Annotated in this window: 9 protein-coding genes; 5 read left to right on the forward strand and 4 right to left on the reverse strand. The window is 71.8% G+C overall.

Annotated features, from left to right (window positions below; genetic code table 11):
- Nucleotide 1: 1 nt before the first annotated feature.
- Nucleotides 2-949, reverse strand: a complete 948-nt coding sequence (deoC, locus tag FLL47_RS20640) for a deoxyribose-phosphate aldolase (protein WP_120318047.1) — start codon at nucleotides 947-949, stop codon at nucleotides 2-4.
- 147 nt (nucleotides 950-1096) lie between these two features.
- Here deoC and FLL47_RS20645 point away from each other — a divergent pair, with 147 nt between their 5' ends.
- Nucleotides 1097-2446: a glycosyltransferase gene (locus tag FLL47_RS20645; protein WP_144122180.1), complete on the forward strand. Its 1350-nt coding sequence runs from the start codon at nucleotides 1097-1099 to the stop codon at nucleotides 2444-2446.
- A 79-nt stretch (nucleotides 2447-2525) separates the two neighbouring features.
- On the forward strand, nucleotides 2526-3158 hold the full coding sequence (upp, locus tag FLL47_RS20650) for a uracil phosphoribosyltransferase (protein WP_144122181.1): 633 nt from the start codon (nucleotides 2526-2528) through the stop codon (nucleotides 3156-3158).
- Between the two features lie 216 nt (nucleotides 3159-3374).
- On the opposite strand, the gene FLL47_RS20655 is transcribed toward upp, so the two are convergent.
- Nucleotides 3375-4106, reverse strand: coding sequence for a class I SAM-dependent methyltransferase (locus FLL47_RS20655; protein WP_144122182.1), 732 nt, complete (start codon nucleotides 4104-4106; stop codon nucleotides 3375-3377).
- 204 nt (nucleotides 4107-4310) lie between these two features.
- Between FLL47_RS20655 and FLL47_RS20660 the strand changes: the two genes are divergently transcribed.
- Complete coding sequence (locus tag FLL47_RS20660; protein WP_144122183.1) at nucleotides 4311-6035, forward strand: hypothetical protein; 1725 nt, start codon at nucleotides 4311-4313, stop codon at nucleotides 6033-6035.
- Nucleotides 6036-6146: 111 nt separating this feature from the next.
- On the opposite strand, the gene FLL47_RS20665 is transcribed toward FLL47_RS20660, so the two are convergent.
- Both FLL47_RS20665 and FLL47_RS20670 read right to left on the reverse strand, forming a co-directional pair.
- Nucleotides 6147-7820 carry a phospho-sugar mutase gene (locus FLL47_RS20665; protein WP_144122184.1) on the reverse strand — a complete coding sequence of 558 codons (1674 nt, stop codon included), beginning with the start codon at nucleotides 7818-7820 and terminating at the stop codon, nucleotides 6147-6149.
- A gap of 125 nt (nucleotides 7821-7945) precedes the next feature.
- Complete coding sequence (locus FLL47_RS20670; protein ID WP_144122185.1) at nucleotides 7946-9748, reverse strand: serine/threonine-protein kinase; 1803 nt, start codon at nucleotides 9746-9748, stop codon at nucleotides 7946-7948.
- Nucleotides 9749-9957: 209 nt separating this feature from the next.
- Between FLL47_RS20670 and FLL47_RS20675 the strand changes: the two genes are divergently transcribed.
- A complete protein-coding gene (locus FLL47_RS20675) occupies nucleotides 9958-11523 on the forward strand; it encodes an acyl-CoA mutase large subunit family protein (RefSeq protein WP_144122186.1) in 1566 nt (521 codons plus the stop codon).
- A gap of 408 nt (nucleotides 11524-11931) precedes the next feature.
- Nucleotides 11932-13194: an amidohydrolase gene (locus tag FLL47_RS20680; protein ID WP_186315810.1), complete on the forward strand. Its 1263-nt coding sequence runs from the start codon at nucleotides 11932-11934 to the stop codon at nucleotides 13192-13194.
- Nucleotides 13195-13285: the final 91 nt, after the last annotated feature.

The following is a 13285-nucleotide window of genomic DNA, read 5'->3' on the forward strand; positions in this document are numbered from 1 at the left end:
ATTAGTCCAGGGTGAAGTAGTCGGGGCCGCTGTAGTGGCCGGTGGCGAGCTTGGTGCGCTGCATCAGCAGGTCGTTGAGCAGCGTGGACGCGCCGAACCGGAACCAGTCGGGGTCGAGCCAGCCGTCGCCGGCGATCTCGTTGACCATGACCAGGTACTTGATGGCGTCCTTGGTGGTGCGGATGCCGCCCGCGGGCTTCACGCCGACCTTGCGGCCGGTGGTGTCGAGGAAGTCCCGCACCGCCTCCAGCATGATCAGCGTGACGGGCAGGGTGGCCGCGGGGGCGACCTTGCCGGTGGAGGTCTTGATGAAGTCGCCGCCGGCCAGCATGGCCAGCCAGGACGCGCGCCGCACGTTGTCGTAGGTGACCAGCTCGCCGGTCTCCAGGATGACCTTCAGGTGGGCGCTGCCGCAGGCTTCCTTGATCGCCACGATCTCCTCGAACACCTCGAGGTACCGGCCGGACAGGAAAGCGCCCCGGCTGATCACCATGTCGATCTCGTCGGCCCCGGCCGCGACCGCGGCCCGGGTGTCGTCCAGCTTCACCTTCAGCGGCGCCTGCCCCGACGGGAAGGCGGTGGCGACGCTGGCCAGGTGGATGCCAGAGCCGCGCAGCGCCTCGTGGGCGGTCGGCACCATCGACGGGTAGACGCAGATCGCGGCCACGGGCGGGCAGCTCGGGTCACCCGGGTCGGGCTGCCGGGCCTTCGCGCACAGCGCCCGGACCTTGCCCGGGGTGTCGGCACCCTCCAGCGTGGTCAGGTCCACCATCCGGATGGCGAGGTCGATCGCCCATGCCTTCGCGGTCGTTTTGATCGAGCGGGTGCCCAGGCCCGCGGCGCGCGCATCCGCGCCGACCCGGTCGACGCCGGGCAGGCCGTGCAGGAAGGTCCGCAGCGCCGCGTCGGAGCGCGTGACCTCGGACAACGGTGAGATGGTGGCCGTCATGCCGCGAAGTCTACGCGGTCTCATGAATATCGATCTTGTCCACGTCGTGGGATCGGGCGGATCGGTGGCCGTCGTCACTACACACATCCGACATGCCGTGTTCACGCCACATCAACGCTGGTCACCGACCGTCTTGGGGTGCGCATCATGCACTTCACCGACACGTACCTGCCGCGCCGCGACGGAGTCGTCACGTCGCTGCGAACGCTGCGCGCGGCCCAGGCCGCCGCCGGGCACGACGTGCACTGCGTCGTCCCGGCCCACGGGGACCAGGCGGACGAGCCCGGCCTGCTCCGGTTGCCGGCGCTCGCCTGCGGGGTCGCCGACCTGCGGCTGGCCCGCTGGGCGCTGTGCGCCCGGGGAACCCGCGAACAGCTGGTCGCCGACCTCGGCGCATACCGGCCCGACGTGGTCCACGTGCACACCCCCGGGCCCGCGGGCCTGCTCGGCGTGCTGCTGGCCGCCCGGCTCGGGGTGCCGCTCGTCCAGACGTACCACACCGACCTGCACGCCTACGCCGAGGCGTACCGGGTGCCCGGCTGGGCGCTGCGGCTGCTGCTGCGCCTTTATGCCGGGCGGCTCGGCGTACCCGCGGCGCTGCGGGGCGACCGCGCCGCGGTGCTCAGCGAGGGCAACCGGCTGCTGCTCGGCGACGCCCGCGCGGTGGTGGTGCCGACCCGGGCCGTGCTCGACCGGGTCGCCCTGCCGGTGCCCGTGCAGCGGATGGCGCTGGTCCCCACCGGCGTGGCCGAGCGGCCGGCGTCGCGGGCCGAGGCCGGGGCGTTCCGGGCGGGGCACGGCATCGGCCCGAAGGACCCGGTGGTGCTGTTCGTCGGCCGGGTCAACCGGGAGAAGGGCGTCGACCTGCTGGTCCCGGCGTTCGCCCGGGTGCTGGCGGCGTCACCCCGGGCCCGGCTGGTGCTGGTCGGCGCGGTCTACGAGCGGCGCTGGCTGGCCCGGCTGCTGCGCCGTTCCGGGCCCGGCGTCGCCGACCGGGTGGTGCTGACCGGCCAGCAGCCCCCGCACGTGGTGGCCGCGGCGTACGCGGCGGCGGACGTGTTCGCCTTCCCGTCGCGCACCGACACGCAGGCCCTGGTGCTGCAGGAGGCCGCGCTGGCCGGGCTGCCCGCGGTGCTGGCCGACCCGTCGCTGCACCGCTACGGCACGCTCGACGGCAACGCGGTGCTGGCCGACCCGGACCCGGAGGCGTTCGGCGACGCGGTGCTGCGGCTGCTCACCGACCGCCGGGCCGCCCGCCGCCTCGGCGCCGCCGCACGAGCCTGCGCGGCCGGACACACCCCGCAGCGGTACGCCGAAGCGATGCACGCGGTCTACGCCGCCGCCCACGCCCCGGAACCGCCGGCAGCGGTCACCCACGCGGCTGCCGATCGGGTGCCGGGTGAGCCGGCTCGTGCCGTGCACGTCGCGGACGCGCTGGTCGCCGCTGCGCACGCGGCCGACGAGCGGGTCCGTGTCGCGGTGCACGGGGCGGGCTGAGGCGTCTACACCACCGGCGTCGGAGCTTTCGACGCCGGTTGGCGCGACGCGGGCGGCCACGGGCGGGTAGTTTCACGTCGTGGACGTACTCGTCGTTGATCACCCGTTGGCCCAGGCCCGCCTCACCGCCATGCGCGACTCCCGCACCGACTCGAGCAGCTTTCGGGCCGCGTTGCACGAGCTCACGACCATGCTGGCGTACGAGGCCACGCGCACCTTCAAGGCCGACACGTTCCCGGTCGAGACCCCGGTCGCGACCGCGGTGGGCACCCGTCTGGCGAACCCGCCGCTGCTGGTGCCGGTGCTGCGCGCCGGGCTCGGCATGGCCGACGCCGCGCTGAGCCTGCTGCCCGAGTCCTCGATGGGCTTCGTGGGCCTGGCCCGCGACGAGCACACCTTCGAGCCGCGCGCCTACATGGAGTCCCTGCCCGGCGACCTCACCGGCAAGCCGGTGCTGGTCCTGGACCCGATGCTGGCCACCGGCGGCTCGCTCGAACACTGCTGCCGCCTGCTCGCCGACCGCGGCTGCACCGACATCGTGGTGCTCTGCGTCCTGGCCGCCCCCGCCGGCATCGAGCGCCTCCGCAATTCCGGCCTCCCCCTCCGCATCGTCACCGCCTCCATCGACGACCACCTGAACGACCAGATGTTCATCGTCCCCGGCCTCGGCGACGCCGGCGACCGCCAATTCGGCGGCATGCCCCGCTTCTGACCCCGCCCGCGCCGGTACGCGTTGATCATGGACTTATGGCACGGCTCGTCGGCGTGTCGCCGCCATAAGTTCATGATCACCTAGGGCCGTGCGCCGACCCACGGCCCTGGTTCTGCTCGCCTGCCTGGCCGTCAGATTGTTGATCATGAAGTTGTTCGCGCGACACGCCGCTGACCCGTGCCATAAGTTCATGATCAACGCGGCAAAAAGGGTGGGTCAGGTGGGGCGGCGGAGGACGGCCAGGACGGATTGGCCGAAGGGTGGGCGGAGGCGGGACTCCAGGCGGCGGGTGACCGGGGTGACCAGGGAGTCGTAGACGCGCATCATCACGCCGCCCTTGGGGGACATGCCCAGCAGGCGCGCGGTGATGAAGTAGCAGATGAAGCCGAGCGAGTTGACGTACTCCATGCGCTCGACGGTCAGGCCTGCCGCCACCGCGACGTCGGTGAGGGTGCGGCGGGTGTAGCGCCGCCAGTGGCCGGTCGCCACGTCGACCTTGCTCATCGCGATCGGGAACGCGGGCACCACCAGCACCATCGGCGCGCCGGGCTGGATGAGCCGGGCCATGCTGCGCAGCGCCGCCACGTCGTCCTCGATGTGCTCCAGGACGTTGTAGCTGACCAGGGCCGTGTGGTCGCCGTAGGAGTCGGTGGGCAGCAGCATCTCGCGGGCCTCGACCCGCGGGTCGTCGGCGAAGCGCTGCTTGAGGTCGACCAGCCGCTCCGGATCGGCCTCGGTGGCCGTGAAGCGGTCCACGTACGGCAGCCACTCCAGCAGGTAGTCGCCGAGCCCGCTGCCGATCTCGATCGGGTGCGCGCCGAGGTAGGGGGTGGCCATGCCGGCGAACCAGGTGCGGTGGTTCACCGCCTCGGCCAGGCTCTCCAGCACCGCGGCCTGGATCTTCTGGTCCCCGGTGAGGAGGCTCGGCTCCGTGGCGTACGACGTCATCGACTGCATCCGTCCGATAGCTGCAACGAGAATTGGTTTCCTATTTGTCCCCAGCTTTCGGGGCTAATCCGGACAGATTACCTAAATGCCGTACATTCGACGCTCGTGAAGACCGAAATTCAGGAGTGGCACCGGGTGCGATCCAGCCCCGCCGAGCGCCGCAATCGTGCGAAAAACCGCGTTGACCAGCCAAGACGTCTCAACGTGAACGTGGCAGTCGGTGCCGGGTTCCTGATCGCGGCGATGTTCGTGACGTCCGGCCTGTGGAAGGACGGGTCGCGCGCGCTGCTCTCCGTCAACATCCCTGACCAGGTCTTCTTCCAGTTCGTGCTGCGCCACGCCCTCGACGTGCTGAGCGGCGACGCGGCTCCGTTCTTCTCCACCCGGATGAACGCCCCGCACGGGGTCAACCTGATGGCGAACACGGTGATCCTCGGCCTGGGCATCCCGCTCGCGCCGGTCACCGCGATCTGGGGGCCGCAGATCAGCTTCGCGGTGCTGCTGGTGCTGGGCCTGGCCGGCACAGCCACCGCCTGGTACTGGTTCCTGCGCCGGCACGTGACCACCTCGACGGTGGCCGCCGCCGCGGGTGCGGCGCTGTGCGGCTTCGGCCCCGGCATGATCAGCCAGGCGAACGGGCATCCGAACTGGACCGCGCAGTTCCTCGTGCCGTTCCTGGTGCACCGGGCGTTGCGGATGGGCGAGCCGGGGCGCTGCCTGCGCAACGGCGTGGTGCTCGGGCTGCTGGTGACCGCGCAGGCGTTCGTCAACGAGGAGGTGCTGCTCTACACCGTGCTGGCCAGTGCCGCCTTCCTCGCCGCGTACGCCGCGCTGACCTGGCCCGCGCAGCGGGCGGCGATCCGCCCCGTGCTGGCCACGGCCGGGATCGCCGCGCTGGTCGGGGGTGCGCTGCTGGCGTACCCCCTGTGGTCGCAGTTCTTCGGCCCGCAGAGCTTCCGCGGCCTGCCGCCCGGCGCGTCCGCCTATGGCGCGGACCTGGCCAGTTTCGCCGCCTTCCCGCGGCTGTCGCTGGGCGGCAACATCGACGCGGTCCGGCTGCTGGCGCCCAACGCCGCCGAGGAGAACACCTTCCTCGGCTGGCCGCTGCTGGCCGTGCTGGCCCTGGCCGTGACGGGCTGGCTGTGGCAGCGTGCGCTGGTCCGGGCGCTGCTGGCGACCGGTGCCCTGTTCGCGATCTTCGCGCTGGGCAAGCAGGTGTCCGCGGGCGGCGAGCGCACCGCGCTGCCCGGGCTGTGGCGGCCGCTGGGACAGTTGCCGCTGCTGGAGTCCGTGGTGCCGGTCCGGTTCGGGCTGGTGCTGCTCCCGGTTGCCGGGGCGCTGCTGGCGCTGGCGATCGAGGCGGTGGCGCGGCTGCCGCGGATGGGTGAGCTGCCGGTGCGGCGGCTGGCGTACGCCCTGATCGTCCTGGCCCTGGTGCCGCTGCTGCCGCTGCCGCTGCTGACCCACCGCGGGATGCCGGTGCCGCGGTTCGTCACCGAAGGGACCTGGCGGGCGTACGTCCCCGCGGGCAGCACCCTGGTCACGGTGCCGGTGACCAGTAGCAGCCACAGCGACGGGATGCACTGGTCGGCGCAGTCCGGCGCGGACTTCACGTTCCCGGGCGGGTACTTCATCGGGCCGGGGCGGCTGCCGGGCACCGCCACGTTCGGGCCGCCGCCGCGACCAAGTGACCTGCTGCTGGCCGCGGTCGCGGAGGGCGCGAAGGCGCCGCGGGTCACCGCGCGGATGCGCGAGGGACTCATCGCCGACCTGCGGTTCTGGCGGGCCGGCGCGCTGGTGCTGTCCGATCGCGAGCCGCGCGCCGACGTGCTGCGCGAGCTGGTGGACGACCTCGTGGACGACGAGGGCGTACGCACCGGCGGCGTCACGGTGTGGAACGTCGCCCCGCTGGTGACGCCGACGGCCTGACGCGGAGGACTGCACGAATGGTGTGCTGTTTGCCCAGGTCAAAGACTACGCGATGTTAAGAAGGGCACCTTCTATAACGCGGAGCGTTAAGAAGGTGCCCTTCCTTTGTCCTTACGGGCTGACGGACCAGATGCCGAGAGCGGCGGCCACCTCGGTGCGCAGGGCGCGGATGGTGGCGGCGGCGCGTCCGCGCGATGAGGCGACGTCGGCGTCGGTGACCGGCTCGACCACCTCCAGGTATGCCTTGAGCTTGGGCTCGGTGCCGGACGGGCGGACCACGACGCGGGCCGTGTCGGTGCGCAGGATGACCACGTCGGCGGCCGACTCGGCGGGGCGGTCGAGCAGGTCCTCGGTGGACGTGACGGGCTCGTCGAGCAGCGAGGTCGGCAGCTTGGCGCGCAGGTGCGCCATCATCCGGCCGATCTCGTCCAGGTCGTCCACGCGCACCGAGAGCTGGTCGGTGACGTACAGGCCGAACTCGGCGGCCAGCTCGTCCAGCCGGTCGGTGAGGGTGCGCAGCTCCGCCTTCAGGCCGGCGGCCAGCTCGGCGACCATCAGCGCCGCGGTGATGCCGTCCTTGTCGCGGGACAGCCACGGCGCGACGCAGATGCCCAGCGCCTCCTCGTAGCCGTAGGCGAGGTCGGGCGCGGCGCGGGCGAGCCACTTGAACCCGGTGAGCGTCTCGGCGTACCCGACGCCGCGCTTGGCGGCCATCGCCCGCAGCATCGACGACGACACGATGGTGGTGGCGTACGTGCCGGTGCGGCCCAGCCGCATCAGGTGGTCGGCGAGCAGCACGCCCACCTCGTCGCCGCGCAGCATGCGCCAGCCGTTGCCGTTGCCGACCGGCACCGCGACGGCGCAGCGGTCGGCGTCGGGGTCGTTGGCGATGACGATGTCGGCGCGGCGCTCGGCGGCCAGCGCGAGGACCAGGTCCATCGCGCCCGGCTCCTCCGGGTTGGGGAAGGCCACCGTCGGGAACGTACCGTCCGGCTCGGCCTGCGCGGGCACGGTCGCGGGCAGGGCGAACCCGGCGCGCAGGAACGCGTCGCCGAGCACCTTGCCGCCGACGCCGTGCAGCGGCGTGTACGCCACCGCCAGGTCCTTGGGCTGGTCGTCCTGCACCACGGCGGCCGCCGCGGTCAGGTACGAGTCGAGGATGTCCTCACCGAGCACCGTGCCGGGGTGGCCGAGCGGCACCTCCGACAGCAGCTTGACCGCGCGGATCTCCGCCTCGATCTCCTGGTCGGCCGGGGGCACGATCTGCGCGCCCCCGCCGAGCGGGCCGCCCAGGTGCTCGCCCAGGTAGACCTTGTAGCCGTTGTCCTGGGGCGGGTTGTGCGACGCGGTCACCATCACGCCCGCGACGGCGTCCATGGCGCGTACCGCGTACGCCAGCACCGGCGTGGGCAGCGGGCGCGGCAGCAGCGCGGCGCGCATCCCGGAACCGGTCGCGACGCGGGCGGTCTCCAGCGCGAACTCGTGCGAGCCGCGGCGCGCGTCGTAGCCGATGACCACCAGGCCGCCGGGTTCGTGTTTGGTGAGCCAGTTGACCAGACCGGCGGCGGCCTGGCGGACGACGGCCAGGTTCATGCCGTTCGGGCCGGCCCGCAGCGGGCCGCGCAGGCCCGCGGTGCCGAACGTGAGCGGTCCGCTGAACCGGTCGGCGAGCTCCGCCCCGGTGGCCGGCAGGGCGTCCAGCAGCTGCTGGAGCTCCGTGCGCGAGTCGGGGTCGGGGTCCTGGGCGATCCAGTGGCGTACGCGATCGGCAAGTGTGTCGGTCATGCCGAAACCCCGCTTCGCGTGCTTTCGGCATGGCCGTCTACCGGGCTGTGCCGCCTGATTCGCTCGCTTCGCTCACTCATCGGTGTTTCATAACACGCGGACAGGTGCTGCGCTCGGCGAACCCCTCAGGTCGCGGCGATCGTGAAGGAGTCGACCGCCTGGTCGAAGACCGCCTTGTCCTGGGCGAACGAGTCGTCCCACGTCGACAGGTAGACGTGGAACGCCGTGCCGCCCTCGACGCCGATGCGCCAGACCGCGTGCCGCGAGTTCTTCTGCGGCGGCGTGCACCGGTATTCGAGCTGCGCTGCGGTCTCCAGGGTGCCCAGCTTCTGGTCGCTCAACTCGATGCGCTCGTAGGTGTCCTTCTGGCAGCGGTCGACCTTCTTGAAGTTCTTCTCCGCGCCTTCCAGCTCCCGGGTCGGGTTGCCACCGGACCGGTAGACGTTGATGCGCAGCCAGCGCTCCTTGTCGTCGGGGTCGCGGTAGTCGACGTAACTGCCCGACTTCACCGGCGTCCACCCCTTGGGGACCAGCACCGTGACGTTCTTGAAGGTCACCCGCTCCATGCCCTCGGGCACCTGCGCGGAGGCGGAGGAGGCGGCGGGGGCGCTCGGCGAGGGGCCGGGCGCGGCACCGGGCGTGGTCTCGTCGTCGCCGCCCATCACGGCCCAGGCCACGCCGGTGACCACGAGCACGCCGACGAGTCCCGCGCCGACGGCCAGGCGCATCTTCTTCGGCCAGGCCTTGACCTGCCCGAGCACGCCGTCCAGCGCCGGCGGACGGGCGGGCTTGGCGGCCTTGGGCGCGACCGTCTGCATGGCGCCGGTCGGCGCGGGGTGCGCCCCGGTCGGCAGGTCCAGCGGGTCCGGCGCGCCCGGCCGGGCGTGGCCGCCCGCGCGGGAGGACGGCATCTCGCCGGTGTGCAGCAGCGCCCGGCCGCCGATCTCCTTGGCGGGGCGCTCGGGCTGCGCCGCGGCGGGGGTGACCCACGCGGTAGTGCTGGGCTGCGGCGCGACGACCGCCCATGGGTCGGTGACGTGCTGCGGCACGGCGTGCTGGGCCAGCGGGCCGGCCAGCAGCTCGCGCAGCGTGGCGCGCGCGGTGGGCACGTCCCAGCGCCGGTCCGGGTCCTTCTCCATGAGGCCGTAGAGCACCTCGCGCAGCGGGCCGCAGCGCTGCGGCGGAACGGGCTCCTCCTCGACCACGGCGTGCATGGTGGCCAGCGGGTCGCCCTTGTCGAAGGGCGGGCGGCCCTCCACCGCGGTGTACATGGTCACGCCGAGCGAGAACAGGTCGCTGGGCGGGCCGAAGCGGTGGCCCAGCGCGCGCTCGGGGGAGATGAAGTGGGGCGAGCCCAGCACCATGCCGGGGGTGGTCAGCTGCACGTCGGTCGGCAGCTTGGCCACGCCGAAGTCGGTGAGCACGCAACGGCCGTCCTTGGTGATCAGGACGTTGGCCGGCTTCACGTCGCGGTGCAGCACGCCCGCAGCGTGCGCCACCTCCAGCGCGCCCAGCAGCGCAATGCCGATCTTGGCGACCGCGCGGGGGGCCAGCGGCCCGTCCTCGATCACCATGTCGGCGAGGCCGCGGGCGTCGAGCAGCTCCATCACGATCCAGGGCCGGCCGCCCTCGGTGACCACGTCGAAGACCTGGACCACGCTCGGGTGCGACAGGCTGGCGGCGGCGCGGGCCTCGCGCAGGGTGCGCTCGTACATCGAGGCGGCGTCGCTGGCGGCCAGGCCCGGGGGCAGCACGACCTCCTTGACCGCGACCTCGCGGCGCAGCACCGTGTCGGCGGCGCGCCACACGGTGCCCATGCCGCCGTTTCCGATCGCGGTACGGAGTGAATAGCGTCCGCCGATGACGGTGCCCGGAGCCGCACGGCCCGGAGTGGGGCTGCCGCTCCAGGTGGATGCATGGGTGGTCACTGCTGATGCCGCCAAAGGAGAGGGGACGATGGCAAAAGGGGAATGGGTCACTCGACCCCTATCCTGTACGACGCCGCGCCGCAGCGAAAGCCGTGGGCGGGTTCTGAGACCGAATTTCACTGTTCCGTCCGCTTGCCATCACCCTGGGTGTACGTGATGTGTGCAATCCCTCGCCCCGGAACGCGGCGCCGCCGCCTAACATCCCGGGTATGAACGAGCGTTCAACGCGGCGTAGCGAGTCCGGCTTCCCGATCGAGCCCGTCTACGGCCCGGCCGACGGTGAAAAGCCTGGTCAGTACCCCTTCACCCGGGGTGTCTACCCGACCATGTACACCTCGCGCCCGTGGACCATGCGCCAGTACGCCGGGTTCGGCACGGCGGTGGAGTCGAACGCTCGCTACCACCAGCTGCTCAACGCGGGCACCATGGGCCTGTCCGTGGCGTTCGACCTGCCCACCCAGATGGGGTACGACTCGGACGAGCCGATCGCGCACGGCGAGGTCGGCAAGGTGGGCGTCGCGATCGACTCGATCGAGGACATGCGGCTGCTGTTCCGCGACATCCCGCTGGACAAGGTCTCCACCTCGATGACGATCAACGCGCCGGGCAGCGTGCTGCTGCTGCTCTACCAGCTGGTCGCCGAGGAGCAGGGGGTGCCGGGCGACAAGCTCAACGGCACCATCCAGAACGACATCCTCAAGGAGTACATCGCCCGCGGGACGTACATCTTCCCGCCCAAGCCGTCGCTGCGCCTGGTCGCCGACACGTTCGCCTACTGCCGGACCGAGATCCCCAAGTGGAACACCATCTCGATCTCCGGCTACCACATGGCGGAGGCGGGCGCGACGCCCGTGCAGGAGATCGCGTTCACGCTGGCCGACGGCATCGAGTACGTGCGCGCCGCGATCGCGGCGGGCCTGGACGTGGACGCGTTCGCCCCCCGCCTGTCGTTCTTCTTCGTCGCCCGCACCACGCTGCTGGAGGAGGTGGCGAAGTTCCGCGCCGCCCGCCGCATCTGGGCGAAGGTGATGCGCGAGGAGTTCGGCGCCAAGGACCCCAAGTCGTGGATGCTGCGCTTCCACACCCAGACCGCGGGCGTGCAGCTCACCGCCCAGCAACCCGAGGTCAACCTGGTCCGGGTCACCGCGCAGGCGCTGGGCGCGATCATGGGCGGCACCCAGTCGCTGCACACCAACTCCTACGACGAGGCGATCGCGCTGCCCACCGAGAAGGCGGCCCGGCTGGCCCTGCGTACCCAGCAGGTGCTGGCGTACGAGACCGACCTGACCGCCACGGTGGACCCGTTCGCGGGCTCGTACGTCGTCGAGGCGATGACGGACGAGATCGAGGCCGAGGCGCGGGCGCTGATCGACCGGGTGTTCGAGTACGGCTCGGCCGTCGACGCCATCGAGGCCGGCTTCCAGAAGCGCGAGATCGAGTCGTCGGCCTACCGCACCGCGTTGGAGATCGACTCCGCCGAGCGGGTGGTGGTGGGCCTGAACCGGTTCACCATCGACGTCGAGGAGCCGTACGAGCCGCTGCGGGTCGACCCGGCGATCGGGGCAGAGCAGGCCGACCGCCTGGCCCGGCTGCGCGCCGAGCGCGACACCGACGCGGTCGAGGCGGCCCTGGACAAGCTGCGCTCCGCCGCCCAGGGCACCGAGAACGTGCTCTACCCGATGCGCGAGGCGCTGCGCCTGCGGGCGACCGTCGGTGAGGTCTGTCACGCCCTGCGCAGCGTCTGGGGTGTGCACGCCCCCCGCGAGACCTTCTGACCGAACATTTCATCCACCCCGGCGGGCGACCCCCGCCGGGGTGGTTCCGTTTCCGCGATGATCATGAACTTCGGGCTCGGGTCGGCGGTGTGCCGTGGCCACCGGCCCCCGATCGACCCGGCCGTCGGGTCATCCTTGCGGGGCAACGGAATCGGTGCGCACGTCGTGTGCGATGGAAATATCGGCGGTGATGTCAGTCTCGGGTGATGCGTGACCCGGCACGTCGTCACCCGTTGTAGGAGGTGAGGACACTTGCAATCGAGGGTCCCGCACGCTTGCGAACGCTCCTACCTGCTCGAATGTGACTCTGAGCAACACAACTACTACAAGAACGTAGTTGCGCAGAGTCACCGGTGCAGGGCTAGGCTGGACGCTGTTTATCCCATCGACCGAGATCGAGAATCTGCCGTGACGAGTGCGCTGGCGCTGCCCAAGAGCAGCTTGCTGACGTCGTCCATGGTGTCCGAGATCATGTCGGACACCGATCCGCTACCCGGCCGGCTCGACCGCTGGCTCACCGCGCACGGCGCGAACCTGGTCGCGGTACGACGTCACCTTCACGCGCACCCGGAACTCTCGCACCAGGAGTTCGAGACCGCCGCACTGGTCGCCCGCGAACTCGCGGCCGTGGGCCTGCAGCCGAAATTCCTGCCCCGGGGCAACGGCGTCATGTGCGACATCGGCTCCGGCGACCGGGTCATCGCGCTGCGGGCCGATCTCGACGCGCTGCCGCTGCCGGACACCAAGGACGTCGCATACCGCTCGACGGTGCCGAACGCGGCCCACGCCTGCGGCCACGACGTGCACACCACGGTGCTGCTCGGCGTCGGCCTGGCGCTGGCCCAGCTGGAGCAGCAGGGCGGCATCGGCGGCCGGGTGCGGCTGATCTTCCAGCCCGCCGAGGAGTCGATCAACTCCGGTGCGCCTGAGATGATCTCCGCGGGGGCGCTGAAGGACGTCGCGGCGATCTACGCCCTGCACTGCGCGCCGCAGCTGCCCGTGGGCATCGTGGGCGTGCGCTCCGGCGCGATCACCGCCGCCTGCGACGCGGTCGAGGTGCGGCTGAGCGGCAAGGGCGGCCACACCGCCCGCCCCCACCTGACCGCCGACCTGGTGTACGCGCTGGGCCGGGTGGTGACCGAGGTGCCCGCACTGCTGGGCCGCCGGGTCGACCCGCGGGCCGGGCTGTCCATGGTCTTCGGCTCGATCCACGCCGGTGAGGCCTCCAACGCCATCCCCAACGAGGGCAGCGCCAAGGGCACCATCCGGGTGCTCAACCGCGACGCCTGGCGCGAGGCGCCCGACCTGGTCACCCAGCTGATCAAGGATGTGGTGGCCGGCACCGGGGCGAAGGCCGACGTGCGCTACACCCGCGGTGTGCCGCCGGTGATCAACGACCGGATGGCCTCCGCGGTGATCGCGGGCGCGGCCGGCGCGGCGCTGGGCGCGGAGCGGGTCGTCGAGGCCGAGATCAGCATGGGCGGCGAGGACTTCGCGTTCTACCTCGAGCACGTGCCCGGCGCGATGATCCGCCTGGGCACCGGCATCCCCGGCGCCGCCCCGATGGACATCCACCAGTCCGCCTTCGACGTCGACGAGCGCGCCATCGGCTACGGCGTGCGCACCATGGTCCACACCGCGATGGCGGCCCTGGCCTCCCCCTCGTTCTGACCTGATCGACGACTTCAGCTGAACCGACGACCTCATGTGATCGACGACCGAGCCCCCGGCACCCTGCGGTGCCGGGGGCTTCGTCGTTCTC

The sequence above is a fragment of the Catellatospora sichuanensis genome (genome assembly GCF_007483665.1).
In the GTDB taxonomy this organism is placed as follows: Bacteria; Actinomycetota; Actinomycetes; order Mycobacteriales; family Micromonosporaceae; genus Catellatospora; species Catellatospora sichuanensis.